This window comes from Bradyrhizobium sp. CB82 (assembly GCF_029714405.1).
GTDB lineage: Bacteria > Pseudomonadota > Alphaproteobacteria > Rhizobiales > Xanthobacteraceae > Bradyrhizobium.
This window is the reverse complement of the sequence record NZ_CP121650.1, coordinates 19,674-45,709: the sequence shown is the minus strand read 5'-3', so window position 1 is coordinate 45,709 and position 26,036 is coordinate 19,674. Positions and strand designations below refer to the sequence as shown.

Below are 26,036 nucleotides of genomic sequence, written 5' to 3'. Positions count from 1 at the left end.
TCCTGATCGTCCTTAAGCCGGCTGCTGTTCGGACGCCTCGGCGTCTTCAGCGGGCTTGGCGAGGTCGGCCTCGGTTATCCAGCCGGCCTTGACGCGCGCCTGCATGATCATCGCCTCCGCATCATCGCGGGAGATGTCGATGCCATCGAGCGCGCCGGCATGCTTGGTCTGCTCGCCGCCTTCCTTGCGCTCGGTCCAGCCGACCAGATCGTCGGTGGCGCAGCCGGCGAGGTCGTCGACCGTCTTGATGTCGTTCTCGCCGAACTTCACCAGCATCTTCGAGGTGACGCCCGGCACGTCCTTCACGGCGTCCTCGACGCCGAGCTCCTTGCGCTTGGCCTCGAGCTCGGCTTCCTGCTGTTCGAGATATTCGCGCGCGCGGTTCTGCAGCTCCTGCGCGGTCTCCTCGTCGAAACCTTCGATGCCGGCGAGTTCCTTGACGTCGACCATCGCCAGTTCCTCGACCGAAGTGAAGCCTTCGGACGCCAGCAATTGACCGACCACCTCGTCGACGTTGAGCGATTCCATGAAGACGCGGGTGGAGTTCTCGAAGTCTGCCTGGCGGCGCTCCGATTCCTCCTGCTCGGTCAGGATGTCGATGTCCCAGCCGGTGAGCTGCGAGGCAAGGCGGACGTTCTGGCCGCGGCGGCCGATCGCCAGCGACAGCTGGTTGTTGGTGTCGGGCACCACGACCTCGATGCGTTCGCGGTCCTCGTCGATGACGACCTTGGACACTTCGGCCGGAGCCAGCGCGTTGACCACGAAGGTCGCGATGTCGGGCGACCAGGGGATGATGTCGATCTTCTCGCCCTGCAATTCGTTCACCACCGCCTGCACGCGCGAGCCGCGCATACCGACACAGGCGCCGACCGGATCGACCGAGGAATCGCGGGAAATCACGCCGATTTTGGCGCGCGAGCCGGGGTCACGGGCCACCGCCTTGATCTCGACGATGCCGTCATAGATTTCCGGCACTTCCTGCGCGAACAGCTTGGCCATGAACTGCGGATGGGTGCGGGACAGGAAAATCTGCGGGCCGCGAGTCTCGCGGCGCACGTCGAAGATGTAGGCGCGGACGCGGTCGCCGTTGCGGAACACCTCGCGCGGCAGCATCTCGTCGCGGCGGATGATGGCTTCGCCACGGCCGAGATCGACGATCACGCTGCCATATTCGACGCGCTTGACGACGCCGTTGACGATGTCGCCGATGCGATCCTTGAATTCCTGGTACTGCCGGTCGCGCTCGGCCTCGCGCACCTTCTGCACGATGACCTGCTTGGCCGACTGTGCGGCGATGCGGCCGTATTCCAGCGGCGGCAGCGTGTCGGCGATGGTGTCGCCGACCTGGGCGCCGGGATTGGCGCGCTGCGCGTCGACCAGTGAGATCTGGTTGGAATGGTTTTCGACCTTGTCGACGACCAGCATGTGGCGCGACAGCCGAAGCTCGCCCTTCTTGGGGTCGATCTCGGCGTGAACGTCAGTCTCGCTGCCGTAACGGGCGCGCGCCGCCTTCGCGATGGCGTCCTCCATCGCGGCAATGACGATGCCGCGGTCGATCGATTTCTCGCGCGCAACGGCGTCGGCGATCTGCAGCAATTCAAGTCGATTGGCGCTGACTGCCATGGCTAGTCTCCTTCGTCAGGCTCGATTTCGCCACGCCGCGCACGTTCGGCGGCCAGGCGATGTTGTTTGGTGTTCTTCGGTGCCGGCTTCTTTTTCGGCTTGGTGTTCTTGGTCGTTTTTTCGCTGATCTTGGCGTGCGCCGGTTGCGGCGGCTCCAGGCCGAGATTGCGACGCATCTCGCGCTCCTGGGCCTTGCCACGGCGCATGGACTCCGCGATCAACTCGTCGGTCAGGACCAGCCGCGCCTCGCCGATATCCTCCATCACCAGGAGAACGTCGGCGTCCTCGCCGGCCTTGACGTCGTCGCGCGTGATGCGAACGCGGTCGCCTTCGATGCCGGCGATGGTGCCGCGGAAGCGCTTTCGTCCGTCGTGGGCGACGGCCATTTCGATCTTCAGCAGATGCCCAAGATGGCGCTCGAAATCGGAGCGGCGCACCAGCGGCCGGTCGATGCCCGGCGAGGAAATCTCCAGCCGATAGGCGCGGTCGATGGGGTCGGCGACGTCGAGCACCGGCGACAGCGCCCGCGAGATCGCTTCGCAATCCTCGATCTGCATCGAGCCGTCCGGCCGCTCCGCCATGACCTGGACCGTGCAGCCGGCTTCCCCGGAGATGCGGATCCGCACCAGGCGATATCCCATGCCTTGCAGGACGGGACTCGCGATCGCCGAGACCCGCGCGGCCACGCCCGGCTCGACCACGAGCCGCGGCTCGGCCAACAGCTCGGCATCCGTGGAACCAGTGCTCGGTTCGATCATATCAGCGGTCAAGATGGTTCTTATGGTTAACGCTTGCTTTACGTTGGGAACTCGTGGGGCCGGTCGGCCTCCACAGAAGGCCGCCCGATCTCGTCGTCGATGCAGGTAATAAAAAAGAGCGGGTCCTTCCGGGCCCACTCTCAATACCGATCGTATGAGAAGATAAGTTGGCGCGGATATAGCGCTTTTCGCTCCTCGCGACAAGGCCCGGCTGGGCCCGGAGCGCCTTTTTATGCGGTCTCCGCCTAACCGTTCCTTCACCAAGGATGGCCTAAATTGCCTGCTGACGGTGCATTTTAAGGCTTTTCGTGTACTCCCGGCGTGCCCAATGCGAGTTCGCGTTTCATGACCGTTGCCACGTCGCTCATTCCGGGACTGGACGAGATCGTCAGGCGCGGCGACCCCAGGCGTCGCAGCGACATCGCGCGCGCCATCGCTGACCTGTTCTTCCAGGATGCCGCCAAGCTCAGGCCTGATCTCGTCGATCTCTTCGACAATCTCCTGATCGACCTCGTTCCGCATGCCGATCTGACGGCGCGCGTCGATCTTGCCGAACGGTTTTCGCGCGTGGCGAACGCGCCGCGCCATCTCGTCGGTCAGCTCGCGCGCGAGAACGAAATTCAGGTGGCGGGCCCGGTGTTGCGTCGCTCTCCGGTGCTCGACGAAGCCGCGCTGATCGAGATCGCGCGCCTGAAAGGTCAGGGCCACCTTCTCGCGATGACCGAGCGGGCCGCCCTGTCGGCGGGGATCACCGACGTGCTGGTCGAGCGCGGCGATCGCGACGTGGTGCGGCGTGCTGCCGGCAATGCGGGTGCGACGTTCTCGGCAGGGGGCTATTCGGAGCTGATCAAGCGCGCGGCGCAGGACGGTGTGCTGACGCTCAAGATCGGCCAGCGCGACGATCTCACCGGCGACCAGCTCAAGGAGCTCCTGGGCGGAACGCTCGACGTCATCCGCCGCCGTCTGTCGAGCGTGGTCAAGCCTGCGCGCCAGGCGGAGATCAGGCGCGCGATGGCCGAACTCGAGGAGGCTTCGCTGCCGCCAGGTCCGCGGCGCGACTTTGCGGCGGCGCAGCGCACCGTGCTCGGGCTGCATCGCGAAGGCCACCTCGGCGAAAGTGCGCTGCTCGGCTTCGCCAAGGCCCACAAATATGAGGAATCCATCGCGACGCTCTCCGCGATGTCCGGCATCAAGCTCTCCATCCTCGACCGGCTGATCGCCGGCGACCGTTACGATCCGATCCTGATCCTGGGCCGGGTTCTGAATTTCGGCTGGCCGACCGTGCGCGCGCTGGTCCTGTTGTGGTACGGCCCGCAGCGCACGCCCGCGGACGCCGACATCGAAGCGGCGCGAACGAACTTCACCAAGCTGATGCCGTCGACCGCCGAGCGCGTCGTGAATTTCTGGCGCAACTGAGGCTCAGACTCTCCGGAATCGCAAATACGCCGCCTTGCGTCCTTCCCGCGCGGCCTTTCGCCCGTAACGTGTCATGGTGTAGCCGGCCCAGGGCAGCCGAAAATCGTCGGCACGCTCGGCGAGCCAGACGAAATCCGGCGAGCGGGCGAGATGCGACAGCGTCCAGGCGCAGTAATCGTCGATGTCGCAGACGAAGCGGAATTCGCCGCCGCTTCGGAGCACGCGGGCCATTGCGGCAATCGTCTTGTCCTGGACGAAGCGCCGCTTCCAGTGCCGCCGCTTCGGCCAGGGATCGGGATGGATCAGGTCGATCCGCGACAGTGAAGAGTTCGGCAGCCAGGCCAGCAGCTCGGCCGCATCGCCCGCGAACAGGCGGATATTGCCGATATTGTGCGCCTCGATCTGCGCGAGGATTTTTGCCATGCCATTGACATAGGGCTCGCAGCCGATGAAGCCGGTGGCCGGAAAGTTTTGCGCTTCCGCCGCCAGATGCTCGCCGCCGCCGAAGCCGATCTCGAGCCGCAACTCTTCGGCAGCGGGATCGAAGATCTCGCGCGTATTCGCAGGCGCGTCTTGCGCGATGTCGAGCGCAAGATGTGGCAGCAGATGCGCAACGAGGTCGGCCTGGTGCGGTCGGAGCTTGTGCCCCTTGCGGCGGCCGAAGAACGCGCGTTCGCCGTCGTCAGCGCGAGCCGGATCCGATCTGCGCTCGCTCATCGCAGCGTCTGGTACAGGCGATAGAGCAGCCGCGCGCGCGGCTCGAGCGAGGAGAGGTAGAGCTGCTCATAGTGGGTGTGCGCACCGGTACCGTCGACGCCGAGTCCGTCGAGCGTTGCGGTATGGGCCGCGGTGAAATTGCCGTCCGATCCGCCGCCGGTGTGGGTGTCGATCAGATCGAAGCCGAGCTCGCCCGCCAGCGTTTTCGCATGCTCATAGAGCGAGGCGCCGGAATTGCTCTTCTCATAAGGAGGTCGGTTGAGGTCGCCCGTCACCTTGACGGTGACGCCTTCGGTCTTGGAGGTCAGCCCAAGAATCTTTCCGACGAATTCGTCTGCGTCGGCATTGCTGAGCACGCGCAGATCGACCTCGGCATAGGCTTCTTCCGGCGTGACGTTGGGCCGCGTGCCGCCACGCACCACGCCGACATTGACGCTGACGCCGCGCTTGACATCGTTCATCCCCTCCAGCGCCTGAATGATATTGGCGAGCTCGCGGATGGCGCTGCGGCCATCCTCGGGCCGCGAGCCTGCATGCGCGGGCACGCCCTTGATGAAAACTTCGAACCGTCCGACGCCCTTGCGCCCGGTCACGATCTTGCCGCCGTCGCGCGCCGGCTCCGTCACCAGCACATATTTGGCCTTGCGCCCTTCCGCTTCGATCAGCGCGCGCGAGGTCGGGCTGCCGATCTCCTCGTCGGAAGTGAACATGTGGGTGATGCCGAGCGGCGAGCGGTCGGACGTCGCGCAGAGGTTGCGGAAGGCGTGATGGGCGATATAGGCGCCGCCCTTCATGTCGTAGATGCCGGGGCCGAAGGCACTGTCGCCCTCGATTTTGAAGGGCAGGCGCTCGATGAAGCCCAGGGGGTGTACGGTATCGAGGTGGCTGAGCACGAGGATGCCGGGTCTGTCCTGGCCCCATGCCGAGCGCACCACGAGATGATCGCCGCAGCCATTGATGCCCGCGACGCGTTCGGTCGTGACGGGCAGGTCGCGATGCTGCTCTGTGACGACAGACATCAACTCGTTGACCTGCTCGGGCGCTTCCGTCGGCGTCTCGATCTCCACCCAGCGGCGGATGCCCTCAAGGATGGTCGCGGTGTCGAACGAATTTGAGCTGGACATGTCGTCGCCTGTGCCTCGGGGTGAGGAATGTCGTGGAAGGTCGCGCGCCTTATACGCGGACCACAGATCACGACATAGGCCAGATTTGGCGCAGCCTCACGGCCCGAATGCAAAGCTGGAACGGCAAACGCGCGTCAGCGCTTGTCGGGGCCTTCGCGGGCGGCGATTTGCTCGACGAGATCGACGATCGAGCGGCGCAGCTTGGAATCGGTGATTCGGGTGAAGGCTTTCGTCAGCGCCAGCCCTTCCGACGTGGCGAGGAAGTCGGAGACGTAGGAGGGCGAGGCGCCCTCGCTGAAGCCATCGGGGCCCGGCGTGCCGCTCGGTCCGCCCTCGAACAGGAACGACACCGGCACCTGTAGGATTTCCGCGATCTGCTGAATACGACTCGCGCCGACCCGGTTGGTGCCCTTCTCGTACTTCTGGATCTGCTGGAACGTAAGGCCAAGCGCTTCGCCGAGCTTCTCCTGGCTCATGCCCAACATGATGCGGCGCATGCGCACGCGGCTGCCGACATATTTGTCAACAGGGTTGGGCGCTTTCGACATCTCCTCTGTCCTCCTCAGACACCTTTAGCGCAACAGGGGAGTATGCGTCAGGTGATACGTCGCTAAAACCTCTCTTGGGATTTTTGGGAAACATTGCGGAGAAATTTAGCAACGCCCCACTGTCTTCGTGCAGCAGGAGCAGAATGCGGAGCGTGCCGCCGATCTGTCAACCGGTGGATTACGGTTGTCAAAAGTTAACCGCCGGCGCCGCCGGCGATCAGGAATGCCGTCTGGCAACGCGCTTGCGCACCGCAAGAATGACGGCGAGCGCGACGAGGAGCGCGGCCGGAATGTCCCCGACCCTGGCATACAGGGTCGGGGGGATCGCGGCGGGCAGGCCCGAATCCAGCACGCCTTCGATGCCGAGGCCAAGGCTGGCGATGGTCCGGCCTACGGGATCGACGACCGCTGAAACCCCTGTGTTTGCCGAGCGGACCAGCGGCAATCCGAACTCGATGGCGCGCATCCGCGCCTGCTCCATGTGCTGGTAGGGGCCGGTGGAAATTCCGAACCAGCCGTCATTGGTCAGGTTGACGATCCAGCCCGGCCGCTCCTTAAGTCCCGCAACGTCACCGGGAAAGATGGCCTCGTAGCAGATGAGCGGTAGCGCGGACGGCGCACTCGGCACCGGCAGCGCATGCCGCACGGTGCCGGGAATGAAACCGCCCTGAACCCGGGTCAGTTGCTCGAAGCCGAGCTCCTCCATCAGGTCCTGATAGGGCAGAAATTCTCCGAACGGTACCAGGTGCAGCTTGTCGTAGACGGAAAGCACGCCGCCGTCGTGGTCGATCACATAGATCGAGTTATAGGCGCGCGTGATTCGCCTGCCCGGCGGCAGATCAGGCGCACGGACCGACCCCGTGATCAGCACCGTGCCCTTGGGCAGGAGGTCCGCGATTTGCGCCATCGCGTCGGCTTCGCGGGTCAGGAAAAACGGAAAGGCGGATTCCGGCCAGATCAGGATGGTGGCATCGCGTACGCCGGTCGACTGGGGTCCGGAGGCGCGGTCCGACAAAGCGAGATATTTCTTCATCACCTCCGCCTTGGCGGAGTAGTTGAATTTGGCGTCCTGCTGCAGGTTCGGCTGCATCAGGCGGAGCTTGGCGCCCGCCACCATCGTCGTCGGATGCAGCGACAGTCGGATCGCGCCGAAGATGCCCATGATCATCAGCAATACGATCGCCGCGGCCGGCGCGCGCCACGGCATTTTCCGATCCGCGGTGCGGTCGATCAGCGCCGCAGGGCTGGCGAAGATCGCGACCGTCAGGAACGTCATGCCCCACAGGCCGATCAGCGACGCGGTCTGTGCCAGCGGCAGCGGCTCGAACAACGCGTAGCCGAAGGCGTTCCAGGGAAAGCCGGTCAGGGCATGGCCGCGCAACCATTCGGCGACGGTGAGACTGGCTGCGAGCGCGAGGATGCGCGCGGCGTCCTTGGTCCAGAACAGCCGCGCCAGCGCAAATCCGATCGCCGTGTAGATGGCCAGATACGCCGGCAGGCCCAGCACCGCAAACGGCGTCAGCCAGGCAAAGGTCTGAGCATCGACGAAGAAGGCGTAGCCGATCCAGTAGAGGCCGGGGACGAAATAGCCGAGCCCAAACCAGTAGCCAGTCAGCGCCGCCGCGGGAACGCCGCCGAACCGGCCGCCGCCGGCGCCGTCGATGAGCCAGACCAGCACCGGAAAGGTCAGAAACAGCACCGGCCAGGCATTGAACGGTGAGAGCGCCAGCACCGAGAGCGCGCCGGCCGCCATCGCAATAGCTGCGCGCTTCCATCCCCAGGTGAGGATGATGGCGAGCGCGACCGTCCGAAGTCGTTGTGCGAGGGTCACTGCGGGCCGGCTCCGTCGCCGGGCGGCGGATTGGGTGTGTCACCGGATGGCGTCGTGCCCTGATCGGGCGTCGCCTCGCGGCGGCGGCTTTCGCGCTGGGTGCGCGGGGCCGGACGTTCCTTGCGAGCCGCGATGCGCAGGCGCTTGACGCGGCGCGGATCGGCGTCGAGCACCTCGACCTCGTAATTGCCGGGGCCGGAGATCACCTCGCCGCGCACAGGCAGGCGGCCGACGAAGCTGACCAGATAGCCGCCGAGCGTCTCGACCTCTTCACCCGCTTCGCCGGTAACGAAATCCTCGCCGATCACGGAGCGGACGTCGTCGAGGCTAGCGCGCGCATCGGCGATGAAGGAATTGTCTGCTTGCCGCACGATCGACGGCGGCTCGTCGCTGTCGTGCTCGTCGTCGATCTCGCCGACGATCTGCTCGACGATATCCTCGAGCGAGACCAGCCCGTCGGAGCCGCCATATTCGTCGACCACGAGCGCGAGATGGATGCGCGAGGCCTGCATCTGCGCGAGCAGGTCGATTGCCCGCATCGAGGGCGGCACGTACAGGAGCTTGCGGATGATGTTGGCTTCGTGCAGCGGCAGCGCGAGATCGACGGCGCGCAAATCGAGGCCGGCGGGCAGCGGCTTCTTGCGCTTGGTCTTGGTGGCTTCCGAGACGCGGGCCTTGGCCGTCATGAAGGTCAGGAGATCGCGGATATGCACGATGCCGACGGGATCGTCGAGCGTCTCGTTGTAGACCACGAAGCGGGAGTGGCCCGCGCTCTCGAAGCGGTCCATCAGCTCGCCGAGCGGGATGTCGCGCTTCACCGCGATGATGTCGGCGCGATGCACCATGACGTCGGCGATGCGGCGCTCATGCAGGTTGAGGATGTTGCGCAGCATGGTGCGCTCGACGGCGGAGAAGCCGGCATCGTCAGGCGTCGTGGCGTCGAGCACGACCTGGAGATCGTCGCGGACCGAGCCCGCCTTCCAGCCGAACAACGTGCGGATGGCGCGGATCAGCCAGCCTTCGGCGGCCGGACGCGGGACCTCGCCCGGCTGCACCACCGCGGGCAGGTTGCGGGTGTTTCGCGGATTGTCATGGATTGGTTCGGAATCCGCCATCTCGATCCATCCGTCAGCGCTCTGCATAGGGGTCTGGGATACCGAGCTGGGCCAGGACGTCCCGTTCGAGCCCCTCCATCTCCTCCGCGTCAGCGTCGTTTTCGTGGTCGTAGCCGATCAGGTGCAGGAAACCGTGCACCGCGAGATGGCTCAAATGGTGGTCGAAAGGCTTCTGTTCCTCGGTCGCTTCGCGCCGCAGCGTCTCATAGGCGATGGCGATGTCGCCGAGCATGCGCGGCGCATCGCCTGGCTTCCATTCGCCCTCCGGCTGGAGCGCGGGAAAGGACAGCACGTTGGTCGGCTTGTCGATGCCGCGCCAGTTGCTGTTCAGCGTGCGGATGCCGGAATCATCGGTCAGCATCACGGCCACTTCGGCGCCGGCAAAGTCATCGTCGATCATCGCCGCGGCTTCTGCGATGGCGCGCTGGATCACGCCCTCGGCATCGGGCTCGCCCTGCCAGCAATCGGCAACGACGAGGACCTCGGTCATGGGAAGGTTGGAATGCGACATGGTGTTGTTCGGAACGGACGACGCTTACTTGCGTCTTGCGATCCGGTTTTTCTCGTTATGGCTTGCCTGCGGCCGGGCGCTGCGCCGAGCCCTCATAGGCGGCAACGATCCGCGCCACGAGCTCGTGGCGGATCACGTCCTCGGCCGTGAAATGAACTTGCGAAATGCCCTCGACGCCGCCGAGCAGACGGGTCGCCTCCGACAGGCCGGACGTCTGGCCGTTCGGCAGGTCGATCTGCGACGGATCGCCGGTCACGATCATCCGGCTGTTCTCGCCAAGACGGGTCAAAAACATCTTCATCTGCATCGAGGTGGTGTTCTGCGCCTCGTCCAGGATGATCACGGCATTGGTCAGCGTGCGGCCGCGCATGAAGGCGAGCGGCGCGATCTCAATCTCGCCGGTCTGGAGCGCGCGCTCGACGATGCGCGCGTCCATCAGGTCATACAGCGCGTCGTAGATCGGACGCAGATAGGGGTCGACCTTCTCGCGGAGATCGCCGGGCAGGAAGCCGAGCCGCTCTCCGGCTTCCACGGCCGGGCGCGACAGGATGATCTTGTCGACCTCCTTGCGCTCGAACAGTTGCGCGGCGTGTGCGACGGCGAGCCAGGTCTTGCCGGTGCCGGCCGGGCCGACGCCGAACACCAGCTCGTGGCGTTTCAGCGCACGAATGTAGGAATCCTGTGCGGCGGTGCGCGCGCGCACCGGGCGCTTGCGCAAATTGATGCTTTCGAAGGTCGACTTGGCCGACTTGGCGTCGAACTCGAACAGCGAGCCCTGCGCGATCACAGCGCGGATCGCGCCTTCGACCTCGCCCTGGTCGAGATCCTGTCCCTTCACAGCCTGGGCGTAGAGCATCTCCAGTACGCGCCGCGCGGCGTCGCAGCCATCGCGCGTGCCGCCGATGGTGATGTGGTTGCCCTTGGAGTCGACGACGACGCCGAGCCGGCGCTCGATCTGCGCCAGATTCTGCCCGTACGGGCCGACCAGCGCGGAAGTGGCGCGGTTGTCGTCGAAGTCGATGACGACCTGGGTTTCGGGCGGAACTTGCATGTCGCGGTCAAATTTGCGGCTGGGAGCGAACGAAGACGAATCCGATGCGCTTTTTGGCAAGGGTTTCAGGCTCCAGTGGCGATTGGCGATAAAGCGGGCCGCTGCGCGGGCTCAGGCGTCGCGAGCTCGCCGAGCAGGCTGTAGCGCTCGAGGCTATCGATCCGAACCGGCAGGATTTTTCCGATGATGGTGGGTGACGCCATCACATGCGCAGGCTGAAGGTAAGCGGTGCGGCCGACGATCTGGCCGGCATTGCGCGCCTCGCGCTCGAACAACACGTCAACGGTTGTGCCAATCGCAGCCTTGTTGAAGGCCGATTGCTGCGCGTCGATCAACTCCTGGAGCCGCTCCAATCGCTGGTCCATCTCGACTAGGGACACCGTCTCCTGCATGTCCGCGGCGGGGGTTCCCGGCCGGGCCGAATATTTGAACGAGTACGCTGCAGCGTAGCCGATTTGTGTGACCAGTGCGAGGGTCGCGCAAAAATCTTGCTCAGTCTCCCCAGGGAAACCGACGATAAAATCTGATGAAAAAGCAATGTCTTGGCGCACAGCCCGGAAACGGTCGATGACTTTCCGATAATCATCGGCGGTATGTTTGCGGTTCATGGCCGCCAGGATCCGGTCCGAGCCGGACTGCACCGGCAAATGCACGAAGGGCATCAGGCCGGGCAGATCGCGGTGGGCCGCAATCAGGCTGTCATCGACGTCGCGGGGATGGCTGGTCGAATAGCGCAACCGCGCGATGCCGGGAATCTGCGCGAGATGCTCGAGCAGCTTGCCAAGCGGCCAACTTTGTCCGTCCGGACCCTCGCCGTGATAGGCGTTGACGTTCTGGCCGATCAGCGTGAGCTCGCGCACGCCGTTGTCGGCGAGCCGCTTCACGTCGTCGACAATCTTCGCAACCGGCCGTGACACTTCCGCGCCGCGCGTATATGGGACGACGCAGAAGGTGCAGAACTTGTCGCAGCCTTCCTGAACGGTGACGAAGGCGGAGATGCCGCGCGCGCGGATCGTTTCGGGCTTTGGCTGGGCGAGGAAGCCGAACTTGTCGGCAGCCGGAAATTCGGTCTCGATCGCGCGGCCGTCATGGTCAGCGCGCTTCAACAGCTCCGGCAAATGGTGGTAGCTCTGCGGGCCCACCACGACATCGACGGCAGGCGCGCGGCGCACGATCTCCTCGCCCTCGGCCTGTGCGACGCAGCCGGCGACCGCGATCTGCATGGTGCGGCCACGGCGTGCCGCCTCGTCCTTGGCGACGCGCAAGCGCCCGAGTTCGGAATAAACCTTCTCCGACGCCTTCTCGCGGATATGGCAGGTGTTGAGGATGACGAGGTCGGCGTCTTCAGTGCTCGACGTCTCCACGAATCCTTCCGGAGCCAGCGTGTCCACCATGCGCTGGGCATCGTAGACGTTCATCTGGCAGCCATATGATTTGATGTGCAGCTTGCGCGGCGGCGTCATGGAACCCGGATTTGAGGTGGAGAACGGCCTTCAGATATAGGCTGGAAGGGCGAAAATCCAGCGAATGAGGCGTTCCTGCCCTCATTCGGGGGCGATGCGCAGCATCGAACCCGGAATCTCGCGCCAAAAACCTCTAGATTCCGGGTTCATCGCTCCGCGATGCCCCGGAACGACGCCGGCGTGCGGGGAATCAGCCTACGACGGCGTCGGCCTCGACCCTCCGGACCAGATCCGGCAATTGCCGCATATCGCCAAAGGTCAGGTCAGCGCCCGCCTGGCGCAGGACGTCGGCATAGTGCGGACTGCAATGGCTGCCCCCGTAAAAGCCGAACACAACCATCCCTGCCGCCCGGGCGCCGGCAATGCCGGCAAGGCTGTCCTCGATCACGACACAGCGCTCGGGCGGCACGCCCATTTCCTTTGCCGCGAACAGGAACAGGTCGGGCGCCGGCTTGCCGTTCTTCACTTGCGAGGCCGAGAAGATGTTCGGCGCAAGCCGCTCATGGAGCGAGGTGCTCCCCAAGCTCACGCGCATGCGCTGGTGCGAGCCGCTGGAAGCCACACACACGCGTTGCTTGACCTGATCGAGCACATCGTGAATCCCGCGGATCGCTTCCAGGTCACGTTCGAACGCGCCGAACAGCTCGTCTTGCAGATCGCCGTGATAGGCCTCGGGCAGCTTGCGGCCGAGCTCGGTCTCGATCTCGAGATTGGCCTGCCGCGTCGAGCGGCCAAGGAAGCGCTCGAACACCTGCTCCGATGTGATCGGATAGCCGTGCCGGGTGAGCACATCCGCATGCGCGCGACAGGAGATAACCTCGCTGTCCACGAGCACGCCGTCGCAATCGAAGATGATGAGATCGATGGGCACTTTAGCTCTGAGGGTCAAATGATCTGGTGCGATGCGGTGTCACATCTCCCCAACGAGGAGAGGTGAAGAGAGCTCGCCGAAAGATCTGTTCATCAAGACGTCGGCTTGTCGTCGTCGAGCGGGACGCAATAGAGCTCGAGCCGGTGATCGACCAGCTTGTAGCCGAGCTTGCGGGCGATCTCCGCCTGCAGCTTCTCGATTTCTTCGGAGGTGAACTCGATCACCTTGCCGTCGCGTAAATTGATGAGATGGTCGTGATGGCTGTCGCGCATCTGCTCATAGCGCGCGCGGCCCTCGCGGAAATCATGGCGTTCGATGATGCCGGCATCCTCGAACAGCTTTACGGTGCGATAGACGGTCGAGATCGAGATCTTGTCGTCGACGGCAACGCAGCGCCGGTAGAGTTCCTCGACATCGGGGTGATCCACGGCCTCCGCGAGCACGCGGGCGATGACGCGGCGCTGCTCGGTCATGCGCATGCCGGTGGCGGCACAGCGCGCCTCGATGCCGGTCGCCTTGGTCGCGGAAGAAGGTTTTAGTGCGGTCATAGGGTTGTCTGCCTGGCGGGCGCTTTGCTCAATCGATGTTACGACAAGTCACGTCGCATCAGAAGTGCGTTCAATTGTTCCCCGTTCGCCTGCTTATAGTAGCGTTCGCGGCGCCCGACCACCATGAATCCGATACGGTCGTAGAGCGCCCGCGCGGGCCGGTTATTTTCCTCGACTTCGAGAAATATAGTGCGCACGCCGCGGCCGGCGAGGTGGCCGAGATGGGTCATCAGCAGCGCGCGGGAGAGCCCGCGACCGCGATAGGCCTGGTCGATGGCAATGGAGAGGATTTCCGCCTCGTCCGCGCCCATCCGCGAGACTGCAAAACCGATCGTCTTGCGGCCCAATCGCAAGCGGTGCACCAGCGTGTTGCGCTCGCTCACCATGCTTTCGAATTCGGCTTCGCCCCAGCCGCGCGCAAAGGATGCGCCATGCAGTTGCGCCAGCCGCGCAGCGTCGCGCGCGGTCGCGCTCTCGACGACGACACTGTGGCCGCGCCACCATTCGGCGAGCCAATTCATCATGGGGTTGCGGCGTGTGCTGCGAGCGGCGGAATGGCTGCCGGTTTCGCATCGGGCGCACGCAAATAGAACGGACGTGCCGGCCTGGTGCCGGGATCAGCGGCCGCAGCCAGCCATGCCACCCAATTGATGTCGGGCGCGACTTGCTGGTCGACGGCGATCGGTTGGGCTGCATCCTTCGGCCAGCGATCGGCGAGAATTTTGGCGGCATTGCCGACCAGATGCGGCGCGCCGAATTGTGAGGCGGCAATCGCCTCATCGATGCCAGCAACTCTTGGCCGCACCAGCTGGCTGCCGTCGCCGGCGACGATCTGGAAATAGACGTGATCATGCCGCGCGTCGATGGCGGAGATCACAGGCGCCGTCTTGCTCTGGCTGACGATGGCCGCGGCAAAGGCCGACAGTGTCGTCAGTCCCACCGCCGGCTTGCCGGCGGCGAGCGCAAGTCCGCGCGCTGCCGAGATGCCGACGCGCAGGCCCGTGAAGCTGCCCGGACCGGTCGTGACCGCGATGCGGTCGAGCGCGGTGAAGCTGAGCTCGGCCGATTGCATCACCCGCGCAATCAGCGGCATCAGCGCTTCCGCATGCCCGCGCTTCATCGCGAGCGATTCCTGCGCAAGCAGCGCAGCGGCCCCGGTGTCGAGCACGGCGGCCGCGCAGGCGTCGAGTGCAGTATCGATGGCGAGGATCAACATGAAAAAGCGAATGGCGAGTGGTGAACGGCGAATAGTCTAATCGATCGGAGTTCCATTCGCCATTCGCTACGCGCCATTCGCGCTCGATTACATCGGCCGGACTTCGACCACGTCGGGCACGAAGTGCCTGAGCAGGTTCTGGATGCCGTGCTGGAGCGTCGCGGTCGACGACGGGCAGCCGGAGCAGGCGCCCTTCATGTTGAGATAGACGACGCCGTCCTTGAAGCCGCGGAAGGTGATGTCGCCGCCATCATTGGCGACTGCCGGCCGCACGCGGGTCTCGATCAGATCCTTGATCATGTCGACCGTCTCGGCGTCCGCCTCGTCGAAAAATTCGTCTTGCTCGTCGAGATTGTCGTCATCAGGGGCCACGCCATCGGCGAGCAGCGGCGCGCCGGACATGTAATACTCCATGATGGCGCCGAGGATCGCGGGCTTGAGCTGCTGCCATTCACCGCTCGCCTTGGTCACGGTGATGAAGTCGCTGCCGTAGAACACGCTGGTGACGCCGGGCACGTCGAAAAGTTTTTCGGCGAGCGGCGAGCGGGCGGCAGCCTCGCGCGAGGCGAATTCCATGGGGCCGCCATCGGACACGACGCGGCCGGGAATGAACTTCAACGTGGCGGGATTGGGGGTGGCTTCGGTCTGAATGAACATGGTTTTCTCCGGACGTCGCCGGTTCAAGGCCGGCGCGTGAGCTCTCAGTACCAGATGGCGACGCCAAACGCACGGTCAAGGGGCGGTTGTAGGAGTTTCCCTGCGGTATCAGCGAGTTAACTTCCTCGCGCCGATCTGCGGGGAGGCCTACGACAGCGCGTCGACTTCGGGGTCGCTCAGTTCGCCCGAGATGATCGTCACCGGAATCGGGAACGTGCCGACCGCGTTGGCGAGCAGCGCAACGAGTGGCCCCGGTCCCTCGGCGCCGGGATTGGCGGCGAGCACCAGCGTGGCGATATCCGGATCCTGATCGATAACCTCCAGCAATTGTTCCATCGGGGCGCCCTCCCGGATCACGCGCTCGGGCGTGATCGCGGCGATGCCGTTGGCGCGGCCGGCTGCCCGGTCGAGCGCGGCGTTGGCCTCCTCCTGCGCCTCGGCGCGCATGATGTCGGCGACACCGAGCCACTGCTGGTTCTGGTCCTCGGTCTCGATGATGCGCAGCATCACCACGCCACCGCCGGCGCGGATCGCCCAGCGGCTGGCGTAATAGACCGCGCGATCCCATTCGGCGGTGTCGTCAACGATGACAAGGCATTTGGGCTTGTGACCCGGCTCAAAGCATCGTCGCTTGCTGCTCATGCATGTCCCGGCGTATCCCCGCTTGGCATGCTGCCACGGCGTAGTGGCCTTCGACAAGCGGTGTCGCCGGTTAGCGCTTAGCCTGAGCGATCCCAGGGGATCGGCACGGGCGCCTTCGCGGCTGCGATACTTTCCGCGTCGCCGGGCTGCACGGAAATGATGTGCCGGTAGTCAAACGGAAGCTCGGTTCCGCGCCAAAACTGATCGTTCTCGGCGATGGAGGAGGGTTGGTTGGCGAGCATACCGACATAACCGTTCGCCGTGCGCTCGCGGACGACCACCCACATCCGCTCTACCGACGGATATTCGTCCCCTTCAACTGCAATCTCGAAGATCAACTTGGCATAATCGCCTGGCTCAAGAAGCTTTCGCGTCGCGACGTCCGGGATTTGAAAGGTCACGGGAGCCGCGCGGTGACGCTCCTCGCCGTCGTCGAGACGCCAGCCATCTCGTTCGATGTCAGGTGTTCTCATCGACGTGCTGGTCCTCTACCTGGCGCTTGCGGATGAAGCCGACGATGTCCTTGGAAAGTGCCATGGTCTCATCCGCAATCGCGCGCGCGCGGTCGGCGCCGTCGTTGAGGATCGCGTCGATGTGGCCGGGGTCGGCGACCAGGCGTTTCATCTCGCCGGCGATTGGCGCGAGCTTTGTGACGCAGAGATCGACCAGCGCATTCTTGAAGCTGGAGAACTGGCCGCCGCCGAAATCGCGCAGCACGTCGGCTTTGGCCCGGCCGGACAGCGCGGCGAAGATGCCGACGAGGTTGTCGGCCTCGGGGCGCGTTTCCAGGCCCTTTTCTTCCGTCGGCAGCGGCTCCGGATCGGTCTTCGCCTTGCGGACCTTCTGCGCAATGGTGTCGGCATCGTCGGTCAGATTGATGCGCGAATAGTCCGACGCATCCGACTTCGACATCTTCTTGGTGCCGTCGCGCAAGCTCATCACGCGCGTCGCCGGTCCCGTAATCAGCGGCTCGGGGAGCGGGAAGAACAGTCCGTCGCCGAAGCCATGACCACGAATCGAATCGCCAAAGTCATTGTTGAACTTCTGCGCGATGTCGCGCGAGAGCTCGAGATGCTGCTTCTGGTCCTCGCCGACCGGCACATGCGTGGCGCGATAAAGCAGAATGTCGGCCGCCATGAGCACGGGATAGTCGTAGAGTCCGACGGAGGCGTTCTCGCGGTCCTTGCCGGCCTTCTCCTTGAACTGGGTCATGCGGTTGAGCCAGCCCATGCGCGCGACGCAGTTGAAGATCCAGGCGAGCTCGGCGTGGCCGGCGACCTGGCTCTGGTTGAACACGATGTGCTTCTTCGGATCGATGCCGCTGGCGATGAATGCCGCGGTCACCTCGCGGGTATTGCGCGCGAGCTCGGCCGGTCCGCCCCAGACGTCCACTCCTTGCGTGATCGCGTGCATGTCGACCACGCAATAGATGCAGTTGTGCGTTTCCTGCATCTTCACGAAGTTGACGATCGCGCCGAGATAGTTGCCGAGGTGCAGATTGCCCGTCGGCTGGACGCCCGAAAAAACCCGTTCAACGAATGCCATGGCAAGCCTTCCTGGAAGTGGCCGGGCCGTCGTTTCCAACAGCGGCGCTGCTCCGTCAAGTGTAATTCGCTGCTTCTTACGCGCCCCGGTCCTGATGCGCCGGCCGCCTCAAGGCGGCAGTCGCCTCGCGCCAGGAGGCGATGCCGAACAGTTTTAGGAATAGGCCGTAGGCCGCCAGGCCGCCCGCGATCTGGAGGCCGAGAACGATCAGCCCGAGCAGGCTGTGGCCGCCGGCGGGCGCGATGCCGATCGTGAGCCAGAGCAGGCCGCCCATGGCGAGCGCGGCGAGCGCGATTCGCGGCAGCCGCTTGCGGGCGGCGGGGTCGACCGCGAAACCGAATTCGGTGGCACCCTTGCGCAGCAGCGAGAGCGCGCTGCTCCAGGCGCCGCAGGCGATGCTGGCCGCAATCCCGGTCGCACCGAAGGCATGGCCGAGCAGCACGGCGAGCGCCACGGCGACCACGAACCCTTTTGCGGTCGCGATCAGCGGCGCGATGGTGTCGCCGCGCGCAAAAAAGGCCGGCGACAGCGCCTTGATCAGGACATGGGCGGGCAGCCCGAGCGCCAGTGCCATCAGCGCGCGTGCGGTGGCCGCACTGTCGCTCGTCGCGAACGCGCCATGCTCGAACAGCAATCGCACGATCGGCTCGGCCAGCACGATCAGGCCCAGGGTCGCGGGCAGCGCGAGACCCGTGGCGAGCTCGAGCGCCCGCGATTCGGCATGCGCCACGGCACGGCGGTCGCCGCTACCGGTCGCGCGCGTCAGTTCCGGCACCAGCACGGTGCCCATGGCGACGCCGACGATGCCGAGCGGCAATTCGATCAGGCGGTTGGCGAAATAGAGCCAGGAGACCGCGGACGGCGTCGCGGAGGCGATGATGGCGCCGGCCACCATCAGCCATTGTGGCCCTGAGCTTGCGATCATGCCGGGAATCGCCTTGCCGAAGAAGCCGCGCATGTCCTTGTCGAACGTCACGCGCAAGGGCGTGGCGAGGCGCGCGCTGCGCTGTGAGCCCAGCATCAACAGTTGCAGGAGCCCCGCGACGCCGACGGCCGCCGCCAGCATCCACGCGGCGACGACGGCATCGGCGTGTCCCAGCAGGAGGGCCGCGATCGCGGCGATCAGCGCGATGTTGAACAGCAGCGGCGAGAACGCTGTGAGCGCAAAGCGCCCTTGCGCATTGAGCAGCCCCATCAGCACCGTGACCGGTCCGGCGAAGGCGAGGTAGGGCAGCATCAGCCGCGCGTTTGCCACCGCGAGATCGCGCGTGTCGCTTCCGGTGAACCCAGGCGCGATGACGGTGATGATCAGCGGCATCACGAGCGCGATCACGATCGAGGCCACGATCAGCGCCGCACTGATCGTGCCCAGCACACGGCCGGCGAAGGCCGCCGCGGCCTCTTCGCCGTCGCGCTCGCGCGTGCGCAGCCAGGCCGGGACCAGCGCGGCATTCAGCGCGCCTTCGCTGAGCAGCCGCCGCACCACGTTGATGAGCTGGAACGCGGCCAGGAACGCATCGGCCACCGCGCCCGTGCCGAGCAGCGCCGCGATCAGAGAATCGCGCGCGAACCCCAGCAGCCGTGAGGCCAATGTTCCCGTCGAGACTGTCAGGAAGGAGCGGATCATCGGGCCCGAATAATACCGTTGCTTGCTCGCCTGGGGTCGGTCGTGATAGGCCGCGAGCCGGATTTTCAAGGCGTAGGAAGCGGATTTTCCGCGGCTTCGCAACCGGGCAACAGGATCAAGGTGAATGGCTGACGCAAAATACGACGTCTTGGGGATCGGCAACGCGCTGTTCGACGTGCTGGTCCGGACGGATGAGGCTTTTCTCGCCAAGCATGGCATGACCAAGGGCAGCATGTCCCTGATCGACGAGGCGCGCGCCGCCGCGATCTACATGGATATGGGCCCGGCGACTGAAGTCTCGGGTGGCTCGGCCGCCAACACCATCGTCGGCATCGGAAGCCTGGGTGCGCGCGCCGCCTATGTCGGCAAGGTCAAGGACGACCAGATCGGCAAGCTCTATGCGCACGACATCCGCGCCGCCGGCGTTGCCTTCAACACGCCGGCCGCCAAGGATGGTCCGGCCACCGGCTGCTCCTACATCCTGGTGACCGCGGATGGCGAGCGCACCATGAACACCTATCTCGGCGCGGCGCAGGACCTGTCGCCCGCCGATATCGACCCGGCCGAGATCGCTGGCGCTGCAATCGTCTATCTCGAGGGTTATCTCTGGGATCCCGAAAACGCCAAGGATGCTTTCGTCAAGGCGGCGAAGATTGCGCACGATGCGCGCCGCAGGGTGGCGCTGACGCTGTCGGATTCGTTCTGCGTAGACCGCTACCGCGACGAATTCCTGTCGCTGATGCGTAACGGCACCGTCGATATCGTGTTCGCCAACGAGTCCGAGCTGCACTCGCTCTACATGACCTCCGACTTCGACACCGCGCTCAAGCAACTCCGCAACGACGTCAATCTGGGTATCGTCACGCGCAGCGAGAAGGGCTGTATGGTGGTGTCGTCCGAAGAAGCCGTTGCCGTGCCGGCCTCCCCGATCGACAAGCTCGTCGATACCACCGGCGCCGGCGATCTCTTTGCCGCCGGCTTCCTGTTCGGCCTCTCGCGCGATTTGCCCTACGAGCAATGCGGCCGGCTCGGCGCGCTCGCCGCGGCCGAAGTGATCCAGCACATCGGTGCACGTCCGCAGGTGTCGCTCAAGGAGCTGGCGCAGCAGCGCGGGTTGGGGGTGTAGCGGACTTCTCTCCGCCGTCATTGCGAGGAGCGAAGCGACGAAGCAATCCAGACTGTCACCGCGGAAAGATTCTGGATTGCTTCGCTTCGCTCGCAATGACGATGTGGATGCTGGGCGCGCCAAACCTTCAACTGTCATCGCCCGGCTTGACCGGGCGATCCAGTATCCCAGAGACGCCGGTAGGATACGAAGAAGCCGCGGCGTACTGGATTCCCCGCCTTCGCGGGGAATGACAGCTCACTTGTGATGGAATTGCGCTCCCTCTCACGCCGTCTTGGCCGCCTTCAGCCCGAGCCGTTTCTCCACGGCATCTCGCATCAGAAACTTCTGGATCTTTCCCGTCACGGTCATCGGGAATTCGTCGACGAACTCCACGTAGCGCGGGATCTTGTTGTGCGCGATCTGGCCTTCGCAGAAGGCGCGGACCTCTTCGGCCGTGAGCTTCTCGCCTGATCTGACGCGGATCCAGGCGCAGAGCTCCTCGCCATAGCGGTTGTCTGCCACGCCAAAGATCTGCACGTCCTGGATCTTGGGGTGGCGATAGAGGAATTCCTCGATCTCGCGCGGATAGAGGTTCTCGCCGCCGCGGATCACCATGTCCTTGATGCGGCCCACGATGTTGCAATAACCTTCGTCGTCGATGGTGGCGAGGTCGCCGGTGTGCATCCAGCCGTTGGCGTCGAGCACGTCGGCGGTCTTTTCCTTGTCCTCCCAATAACCCAGCATGACGCTGTAGCCGCGGGTGCAGAGCTCGCCGCGTTCGCCGCGCGTGACGATCTTGCCGTCGAGGTCGACGACCTTGACCTCGACATACGGATGAATGCGTCCGACGGTGGAGACGCGGCGTTCGAGCGGATCGTCGACCGCGCTCTGGAAGCTGACCGGACTGGTTTCGGTCATGCCGTAAGCGATCGTCACCTCCCGCATGTTCATCTCGGTGTTGACGCGCTTCATCACCTCGATCGGGCATGGCGCTCCGGCCATGATGCCGGTGCGCAGCGATGTCAGGTTGAAGGTCGAGAACTCGGGATGGTCGAGCTCGGCGATGAACATGGTCGGCACGCCGTAGACTGCGGTGCACTTCTCCTGCTCGATCGTGCGCAGCGTTATGAGCGGATCAAAGCCCTCGCCGGGGTAGACCATGGCCGCGCCGAGCGTCACGGAGGCGAGGTTGCCCATCACCATGCCAAAGCAGTGATAGAGCGGCACGGCAATGCAGATGCGATCCGTCTCGGTGAGGCGCATCGCGCGGCCGGTGAAATAGCCGTTGTTGAGGATGTTGTGATGGGTCAGTGTCACGCCTTTGGGCGATCCCGTCGTGCCGCTGGTGAACTGGATGTTGACGGGATCGTCGAACTGCAAGGACGCGCCGAGCGCGGCCAACTGCTCGCGGTGACGGGCGCCGCCCAGCCGTGCGACTTCGTCGAACGGGATCGTGCCGGATGCGGCGGGGCTGCCGATCTGGATGACAATGCGCAAATCGGGTAGCCGCGCCGCGCGCAATTGTCCGGGCCTGGCGCTGGCAAGCTCCGGCAGCAGCGCGTTGAGCATCTCCATGTAGTTGCTGGTCTTGAAGCTCGTCGCGGTGACGATCGCCGCGCAGCCGACCTTGTGAAGCGCGAATTCCAGTTCACTCAGGCGATAGGCGGGATTGATCGTCACCAGGATCAGCCCGGCCTTGGCGGCTGCGAACTGGGTCAGTGTCCATTCCGGGCGGTTCAGCGACCAGATGCCGATCCGCTGCCCCCGCTCAAGACCGAGTGCAAGGAAGCCGGCGGCGAGCGCGTCGACCCGTTCAGCAAATTCCTTCCAGGTCCATCGCACGCCGTGGCTGGGCGAGACCAGCGCCTCACGATCGCCCCAGCGCCGCACCGCCAGGTCGAGGCAGCGGCCGATGGTGTCGCCGAGCAGCGGCGTGTCGGAGATGCCACAAACGTAACTGTCGGCTTTGTCTGCCAAGGTCGTGTCCTCCAGCCTGGTTCATGGTTGCCACGCGCCCCGAGGGCGAGGGCCTTCGGGGCACGGTACATCCTGTTGTGAGCGCGCGCGATACGGCGCGTATTAGACTTAAGGGGCTATGCCGCCCTCTGCCCGCTTCCTGCATCGAGCCCGGCATAGACGCCACGTTCGAAGCCGGCGAAGGCCTCAAGGCATTTAGCGTCGACGAACGGCAACACTTGCATCAGGATAACGCCGGAAACATCGCGCGCGGGGTCGATCCAGAAATAGGTGTTGGCGAGACCTGCCCAGGCAAGGCTGCCGGCGCTGCGGCCTTCCGGCGTCTTGGCGGTATTGATCAGGAAGGATAGCCCCCACTTCTTCACGATGTCTGGGAAGAGATCGACATCGTTGGTGTACATGGGCGCCGTCGTCGTCATCCTGCCAATGGTGAGATCGCCGATGTGGTTCTGGCCCATCAGAGCGACCGTCTCGGGCTTCAGCACCTGGTTGCCGTTGCCGCGGCCCTTGTTGAGGATCATCTGCGTGAACTTGATGTAGTCACCGGCAGTGCTGTAAAGGCCACCGCCGCCCATGTGGAATTCCGGATTCTGCTCGATCTCGAACGGGATCGGCGCCAGCGATCCATCCTCGCCGCGTGCATGCGTGGCGACCAGCTGCTGGCGCATGTTGTCGGTGATCTTGAAGCCGGTGTCGTTCATGCCGAGCGGCGTGAACATGTGGTCGCGCAGATAGGCATCTAGGCGCTTGCCGCTCGCAGCTTCCACCGCCTTGCCGACGAAGTCGATGTTGATGCCATATTCCCAGCGCGTGCCGGGATCGGACATGATTGGCGTCTTCAGCGCGACGTTCTGGCAGGAGAAGATGTTCGGGGTTCCGGTCTTCTCCAGATATTGAGCGCAGTCGCCGTTCCAAATGTTGTAGGCAAAGCCGGCTGTATGCGTCATGAGCTGACGCAGCGTGATCGCTCCCTTCGCCGGCCGCAGCTTCGGCTCGCCCTTGGCGTCAAAGCCTTCGAGCACCTGCGGCGCGGCGAGATCGGGCAAGAGCTTGCCGATCGGCGCATCCAGCGACAGCTTGCCCTGTTCGACCAGTTGCATCGCGCCGGCCGCGGTGATCGCCTTCGTCATCGAGGCGATCCAGAACACGCTGTCGAGCGTCATCGCATCGGATTTGGACAGGTCGCGCTTGCCGAACGCGCCCTCATAGAGCACATCGTTACCGCTCGCGGCGATGGCGACGACACCGGGAATCTCCTTCGCGTCGCTCTTCTGGCGCAGAACCTGATCGATCTGAGCTTTGCCTTGCATGCGCATTTCCTCCGGTTTGATTATTGTTGGAAGTGATCGATTGTCCTCCCGCAAACCACGTGCGGCAAGCATCTCAACTCTCGCGCCGTTCGCGATGTCGTGACTTGACGGCGGGTCGCTCGCGAAGGACGACAGCGGGACCAAACTGCAACAGCTCGTCACAATCTGTGGGGGATGACCTCGCTGGGCGTCAGGCGAGCTTCGGGCATATGCTTTGCGACATTTTGTGCACCAAGGCGTTCAGGACACGGCCAAATCGACGCGGCTGATCAAACGATTGATGCAAATCTTGGCGGCTTCGATGGCCGCAAGGGGGCTTAAGATGATTTCGACCTGGAGCGAATGGAAGCGCTATCCCCGTGCCGGACGGGGCGAGAACCTCGAGGCGCCGATTTCGCCTGGCGTTTACGAAGTCCGGATAGCCGGTACCGGCGCGCTATATTCCTTCGGAGCGGTCGACAATCTGGCGCAGGCCCTGGCACTGCTGCCGGTCGGCTCGAAGTCGTGGTTCGGCCGGCGCGCTACCACGGCCGTGCCCGATCTCGAATACCGGACCTGTGCGACCTCGACCAAGGCCGACGCAAAGGCGGCTGCAGAGCGCATGATCGGCCGCCGCGAGACCTATATGAGCGGCGCTGCCTGAGGCGGCCGTTGCCCCCAGCTTAGCTTGACGCTGCTGTGCGTTGCGCACCGGTGCATTGTGCGCCGGTTGCTCCTATATTCCGGGCTAATCCGAGAGCCTAAGGAGCAACGCCATGACCCCGACCGCCGCCGCACGCGCCTCGCAATCCACCTCCACCCTGCGCGACCGGTTGAAGGACCCCTCGCTCCTGCGTGAGGCCTGCTACATCGACGGCGCCTGGGTCGGCACGCCGTCGCGGCCGGTGGCCAATCCAGCGAACGGCGTCGAGCTCGCCAAAATCCCGGTTATGAGCACGGCGGAGACCACGCAGGCGGTGGAAGCCGCCGAGCGGGCGTTTCCGGCCTGGGCCAGGCTGACGGCAAAACAGCGCTCCAATATCCTGCGCAAATGGTTCGAATTGATTGCGGCCAATCGCGAAGATCTGGCACTGATCCTCACCTCGGAGCAGGGCAAGCCGCTCACCGAGGCCCTCGGCGAGGTCGATATCGGTGGCGCCTATGTCGAATTCTTCGCGGAGGAGGCCCGCCGCGTCTATGGCGAGACCATCCCGACCCAGCGTCCCGACGCGCGCCTGCTTGCGGTCAAGCAGCCGATCGGAGTTTGCGGCGCGATTACGCCGTGGAACTTTCCCTGCTCCATGATCACCCGCAAGGTCTCGCCTGCGCTCGCGGCCGGCTGCACCGTGGTGCTCAAGCCCGCGAATGAAACGCCGCTGACGGCGCTTGCGCTGGTCGCGCTCGCCGAAAAGGCCGGCGTGCCGAAGGGCGTGTTCAACATCGTCACCGGCAACTCGTCGGCGATCGGCAAGGTGCTGTGCGAGCATCCCGCCGTGCGTTTCGTCGGCTTCACCGGCTCGACCGAAGTCGGCAAGATTCTTTATCAACAAGCCTCCGTCGGTGTGAAGAAGCTCGGCCTCGAGCTCGGCGGCAACGCGCCCTTCGTGGTGTTCGACGATGCCGATATCGACGCCGCGGTCGAGGGCGCGATCGTCTCGAAATACCGCAACATGGGCCAGACCTGCGTCTGCGCCAACCGCATCTACGCCCAGGACAAGATCTACGACGAGTTCGTCGAGAAGCTTTCAAAGAAGGTCGCGGCAATGAAGATCGGCGACGGCACCGAGGCCGGCGTGGTGCAGGGCCCGCTGATCAACTTGGAAGCGGTCGACAAAGTCGAGAAGCACATTGCGGACGCGGTGAAGGGCGGTGCGAAGATCGTCACCGGCGGTAAGCGCCATGCGCTCGGCGGCAGCTTCTTCGAGCCGACGGTGCTCGCCAACGTCAAGCCGGACGCACTCGTTGCGCATGAAGAAACCTTTGGCCCGCTCGCGCCGGTGTTTCGTTTCAAGGACGAAGCCGAGGTGATCGCGATGTGCAACAACTCGCCGTTTGGTCTTGCCTCCTATTTCTATTCCCGCGACCTCGGTCGCGTCTGGCGCGTTGCCGAGGCGCTGGAGGCGGGCATGGTCGGCGTCAACACCGGCCTGATCACGACGGAAGTCGCGCCCTTTGGCGGCGTGAAGGAGAGTGGTCTTGGCCGCGAGGGTTCGCATCACGGCATGGAGGAATATGTCGAGATCAAATACGTGATGATGGCGGGGATCTAACCGGCAATCGACCCTGCGCGCCGGCGATCCCAGCTTGCTGGATCAATGGAGCAAGGGAACGCACAGCGGCTTGCTCGCTGTTGCGAGGCGCGTGGCTTCTGGCAGAGGTGCAAGATGCGGGAGACAGCT

General features: G+C 64.6%; 25 protein-coding genes. 4 read left to right on the top strand and 21 right to left on the bottom strand.

The features are described 5' to 3' along the window. Window positions 1-12 precede the first annotated feature (12 nt). Window positions 13-1,623: a transcription termination factor NusA gene (gene nusA, locus QA640_RS00210; protein WP_283038805.1), complete on the bottom strand. Its 1,611-nt coding sequence runs from the start codon at window positions 1,621-1,623 to the stop codon at window positions 13-15. Between the two features lie 2 nt (window positions 1,624-1,625). Continuing rightward, window positions 1,626-2,381 (bottom strand): ribosome maturation factor RimP, encoded by a 756-nt coding sequence (gene rimP, locus QA640_RS00205; RefSeq protein WP_283043073.1) that lies wholly within the window; start codon window positions 2,379-2,381, stop codon window positions 1,626-1,628. Between the two features lie 345 nt (window positions 2,382-2,726). Here rimP and QA640_RS00200 point away from each other — a divergent pair, with 345 nt between their 5' ends. Beyond that, window positions 2,727-3,797: a DUF2336 domain-containing protein gene (locus tag QA640_RS00200; protein ID WP_283038804.1), complete on the top strand. Its 1,071-nt coding sequence runs from the start codon at window positions 2,727-2,729 to the stop codon at window positions 3,795-3,797. Window positions 3,798-3,800: 3 nt separating this feature from the next. Here QA640_RS00200 and trmB read toward each other — a convergent pair whose 3' ends face one another. From trmB to murJ, 17 genes are all read right to left on the bottom strand, one after another. Then, window positions 3,801-4,514 (bottom strand): tRNA (guanosine(46)-N7)-methyltransferase TrmB, encoded by a 714-nt coding sequence (gene trmB, locus QA640_RS00195; RefSeq protein ID WP_283038803.1) that lies wholly within the window; start codon window positions 4,512-4,514, stop codon window positions 3,801-3,803. Beyond that, window positions 4,511-5,638 (bottom strand): M20 family metallopeptidase, encoded by a 1,128-nt coding sequence (locus QA640_RS00190; protein ID WP_283038802.1) that lies wholly within the window; start codon window positions 5,636-5,638, stop codon window positions 4,511-4,513. Before QA640_RS00190 ends, trmB begins: the two co-directional genes overlap by 4 nt. Before the next feature lie 134 nt (window positions 5,639-5,772). Further along, the gene (locus QA640_RS00185) at window positions 5,773-6,186 is read right to left on the bottom strand and encodes a helix-turn-helix transcriptional regulator (protein ID WP_027550026.1); all 414 of its coding nucleotides are present in this window, start codon (window positions 6,184-6,186) and stop codon (window positions 5,773-5,775) included. Window positions 6,187-6,403: 217 nt separating this feature from the next. Then, window positions 6,404-8,017, bottom strand: a complete 1,614-nt coding sequence (lnt, locus tag QA640_RS00180; RefSeq protein ID WP_283038801.1) for an apolipoprotein N-acyltransferase — start codon at window positions 8,015-8,017, stop codon at window positions 6,404-6,406. Next, window positions 8,014-9,132, bottom strand: coding sequence for a hemolysin family protein (locus tag QA640_RS00175; RefSeq protein WP_283038800.1), 1,119 nt, complete (start codon window positions 9,130-9,132; stop codon window positions 8,014-8,016). Before QA640_RS00175 ends, lnt begins: the two co-directional genes overlap by 4 nt. A gap of 13 nt (window positions 9,133-9,145) precedes the next feature. Next, complete coding sequence (gene ybeY, locus QA640_RS00170) at window positions 9,146-9,643, bottom strand: rRNA maturation RNase YbeY (RefSeq protein ID WP_283038799.1); 498 nt, start codon at window positions 9,641-9,643, stop codon at window positions 9,146-9,148. A gap of 55 nt (window positions 9,644-9,698) precedes the next feature. Then, window positions 9,699-10,694, bottom strand: a complete 996-nt coding sequence (locus tag QA640_RS00165; protein ID WP_283038798.1) for a PhoH family protein — start codon at window positions 10,692-10,694, stop codon at window positions 9,699-9,701. Between the two features lie 65 nt (window positions 10,695-10,759). Further along, window positions 10,760-12,157 carry a tRNA (N6-isopentenyl adenosine(37)-C2)-methylthiotransferase MiaB gene (gene miaB / locus QA640_RS00160; protein ID WP_283038797.1) on the bottom strand — a complete coding sequence of 466 codons (1,398 nt, stop codon included), beginning with the start codon at window positions 12,155-12,157 and terminating at the stop codon, window positions 10,760-10,762. A gap of 190 nt (window positions 12,158-12,347) precedes the next feature. Then, a complete protein-coding gene (locus tag QA640_RS00155; protein ID WP_283038796.1) occupies window positions 12,348-13,028 on the bottom strand; it encodes an HAD family hydrolase in 681 nt (226 codons plus the stop codon). 92 nt (window positions 13,029-13,120) lie between these two features. Then, a complete protein-coding gene (locus QA640_RS00150) occupies window positions 13,121-13,576 on the bottom strand; it encodes a Fur family transcriptional regulator (RefSeq protein ID WP_283038795.1) in 456 nt (151 codons plus the stop codon). A 38-nt stretch (window positions 13,577-13,614) separates the two neighbouring features. Continuing rightward, window positions 13,615-14,100 carry a ribosomal protein S18-alanine N-acetyltransferase gene (gene rimI, locus QA640_RS00145; RefSeq protein ID WP_283038794.1) on the bottom strand — a complete coding sequence of 162 codons (486 nt, stop codon included), beginning with the start codon at window positions 14,098-14,100 and terminating at the stop codon, window positions 13,615-13,617. Further along, complete coding sequence (gene tsaB / locus QA640_RS00140) at window positions 14,097-14,792, bottom strand: tRNA (adenosine(37)-N6)-threonylcarbamoyltransferase complex dimerization subunit type 1 TsaB (protein ID WP_283038793.1); 696 nt, start codon at window positions 14,790-14,792, stop codon at window positions 14,097-14,099. Before tsaB ends, rimI begins: the two co-directional genes overlap by 4 nt. 87 nt (window positions 14,793-14,879) lie before the next feature. Next, window positions 14,880-15,449: a NifU family protein gene (locus QA640_RS00135; RefSeq protein WP_283038792.1), complete on the bottom strand. Its 570-nt coding sequence runs from the start codon at window positions 15,447-15,449 to the stop codon at window positions 14,880-14,882. Between the two features lie 147 nt (window positions 15,450-15,596). Continuing rightward, window positions 15,597-16,091, bottom strand: a complete 495-nt coding sequence (locus QA640_RS00130) for a universal stress protein (RefSeq protein WP_283038791.1) — start codon at window positions 16,089-16,091, stop codon at window positions 15,597-15,599. A 77-nt stretch (window positions 16,092-16,168) separates the two neighbouring features. After that, on the bottom strand, window positions 16,169-16,564 hold the full coding sequence (locus QA640_RS00125) for a hypothetical protein (protein ID WP_283038790.1): 396 nt from the start codon (window positions 16,562-16,564) through the stop codon (window positions 16,169-16,171). Next, window positions 16,551-17,636: a tryptophan--tRNA ligase gene (gene trpS / locus QA640_RS00120; protein ID WP_283038789.1), complete on the bottom strand. Its 1,086-nt coding sequence runs from the start codon at window positions 17,634-17,636 to the stop codon at window positions 16,551-16,553. Before trpS ends, QA640_RS00125 begins: the two co-directional genes overlap by 14 nt. A gap of 76 nt (window positions 17,637-17,712) precedes the next feature. After that, window positions 17,713-19,263, bottom strand: coding sequence for a murein biosynthesis integral membrane protein MurJ (gene murJ, locus QA640_RS00115; protein ID WP_283043072.1), 1,551 nt, complete (start codon window positions 19,261-19,263; stop codon window positions 17,713-17,715). A gap of 124 nt (window positions 19,264-19,387) precedes the next feature. On the opposite strand from murJ, the gene QA640_RS00110 reads away from it, so the two are divergent. Then, window positions 19,388-20,389 carry an adenosine kinase gene (locus QA640_RS00110; protein ID WP_283038788.1) on the top strand — a complete coding sequence of 334 codons (1,002 nt, stop codon included), beginning with the start codon at window positions 19,388-19,390 and terminating at the stop codon, window positions 20,387-20,389. Between the two features lie 264 nt (window positions 20,390-20,653). Here the strand turns inward: QA640_RS00110 and QA640_RS00105 are convergent, their stop codons facing one another. Together QA640_RS00105 and QA640_RS00100 are read right to left on the bottom strand one after the other, a co-directional pair. Beyond that, window positions 20,654-22,348 carry an AMP-binding protein gene (locus QA640_RS00105; RefSeq protein WP_283038787.1) on the bottom strand — a complete coding sequence of 565 codons (1,695 nt, stop codon included), beginning with the start codon at window positions 22,346-22,348 and terminating at the stop codon, window positions 20,654-20,656. Window positions 22,349-22,464: 116 nt separating this feature from the next. Further along, window positions 22,465-23,658: a serine hydrolase domain-containing protein gene (locus QA640_RS00100; protein WP_283038786.1), complete on the bottom strand. Its 1,194-nt coding sequence runs from the start codon at window positions 23,656-23,658 to the stop codon at window positions 22,465-22,467. Window positions 23,659-23,980: 322 nt separating this feature from the next. Here QA640_RS00100 and QA640_RS00095 point away from each other — a divergent pair, with 322 nt between their 5' ends. Both QA640_RS00095 and QA640_RS00090 read left to right on the top strand, forming a co-directional pair. Next, window positions 23,981-24,301 carry a hypothetical protein gene (locus QA640_RS00095; protein ID WP_283038785.1) on the top strand — a complete coding sequence of 107 codons (321 nt, stop codon included), beginning with the start codon at window positions 23,981-23,983 and terminating at the stop codon, window positions 24,299-24,301. 112 nt (window positions 24,302-24,413) lie between these two features. Next, window positions 24,414-25,907 carry an NAD-dependent succinate-semialdehyde dehydrogenase gene (locus QA640_RS00090; protein WP_283038784.1) on the top strand — a complete coding sequence of 498 codons (1,494 nt, stop codon included), beginning with the start codon at window positions 24,414-24,416 and terminating at the stop codon, window positions 25,905-25,907. Window positions 25,908-26,036 lie beyond the last annotated feature (129 nt).

What these genes read in the sequence shown, in the direction of transcription:
- nusA (WP_283038805.1), bottom strand. Translation starts at nt 1,623, where the DNA reads ATGGCAGTCAGCGCCAATCGACTTGAATTGCTGCAGATCGCCGACGCC.
- rimP (WP_283043073.1), bottom strand. Translation starts at nt 2,381, where the DNA reads ATGATCGAACCGAGCACTGGTTCCACGGATGCCGAGCTGTTGGCCGAG.
- QA640_RS00200 (WP_283038804.1), top strand. Translation starts at nt 2,727, where the DNA reads ATGACCGTTGCCACGTCGCTCATTCCGGGACTGGACGAGATCGTCAGG.
- trmB (WP_283038803.1), bottom strand. Translation starts at nt 4,514, where the DNA reads ATGAGCGAGCGCAGATCGGATCCGGCTCGCGCTGACGACGGCGAACGC.
- QA640_RS00190 (WP_283038802.1), bottom strand. Translation starts at nt 5,638, where the DNA reads ATGTCCAGCTCAAATTCGTTCGACACCGCGACCATCCTTGAGGGCATC.
- QA640_RS00185 (WP_027550026.1), bottom strand. Translation starts at nt 6,186, where the DNA reads ATGTCGAAAGCGCCCAACCCTGTTGACAAATATGTCGGCAGCCGCGTG.
- QA640_RS00175 (WP_283038800.1), bottom strand. Translation starts at nt 9,132, where the DNA reads ATGGCGGATTCCGAACCAATCCATGACAATCCGCGAAACACCCGCAAC.
- ybeY (WP_283038799.1), bottom strand. Translation starts at nt 9,643, where the DNA reads ATGTCGCATTCCAACCTTCCCATGACCGAGGTCCTCGTCGTTGCCGAT.
- QA640_RS00165 (WP_283038798.1), bottom strand. Translation starts at nt 10,694, where the DNA reads ATGCAAGTTCCGCCCGAAACCCAGGTCGTCATCGACTTCGACGACAAC.
- miaB (WP_283038797.1), bottom strand. Translation starts at nt 12,157, where the DNA reads ATGACGCCGCCGCGCAAGCTGCACATCAAATCATATGGCTGCCAGATG.
- QA640_RS00150 (WP_283038795.1), bottom strand. Translation starts at nt 13,576, where the DNA reads ATGACCGCACTAAAACCTTCTTCCGCGACCAAGGCGACCGGCATCGAG.
- rimI (WP_283038794.1), bottom strand. Translation starts at nt 14,100, where the DNA reads ATGATGAATTGGCTCGCCGAATGGTGGCGCGGCCACAGTGTCGTCGTC.
- tsaB (WP_283038793.1), bottom strand. Translation starts at nt 14,792, where the DNA reads ATGTTGATCCTCGCCATCGATACTGCACTCGACGCCTGCGCGGCCGCC.
- QA640_RS00135 (WP_283038792.1), bottom strand. Translation starts at nt 15,449, where the DNA reads ATGTTCATTCAGACCGAAGCCACCCCCAATCCCGCCACGTTGAAGTTC.
- QA640_RS00130 (WP_283038791.1), bottom strand. Translation starts at nt 16,091, where the DNA reads ATGAGCAGCAAGCGACGATGCTTTGAGCCGGGTCACAAGCCCAAATGC.
- QA640_RS00125 (WP_283038790.1), bottom strand. Translation starts at nt 16,564, where the DNA reads ATGAGAACACCTGACATCGAACGAGATGGCTGGCGTCTCGACGACGGC.
- trpS (WP_283038789.1), bottom strand. Translation starts at nt 17,636, where the DNA reads ATGGCATTCGTTGAACGGGTTTTTTCGGGCGTCCAGCCGACGGGCAAT.
- murJ (WP_283043072.1), bottom strand. Translation starts at nt 19,263, where the DNA reads ATGATCCGCTCCTTCCTGACAGTCTCGACGGGAACATTGGCCTCACGG.
- QA640_RS00110 (WP_283038788.1), top strand. Translation starts at nt 19,388, where the DNA reads ATGGCTGACGCAAAATACGACGTCTTGGGGATCGGCAACGCGCTGTTC.
- QA640_RS00100 (WP_283038786.1), bottom strand. Translation starts at nt 23,658, where the DNA reads ATGCAAGGCAAAGCTCAGATCGATCAGGTTCTGCGCCAGAAGAGCGAC.
- QA640_RS00095 (WP_283038785.1), top strand. Translation starts at nt 23,981, where the DNA reads ATGATTTCGACCTGGAGCGAATGGAAGCGCTATCCCCGTGCCGGACGG.
- QA640_RS00090 (WP_283038784.1), top strand. Translation starts at nt 24,414, where the DNA reads ATGACCCCGACCGCCGCCGCACGCGCCTCGCAATCCACCTCCACCCTG.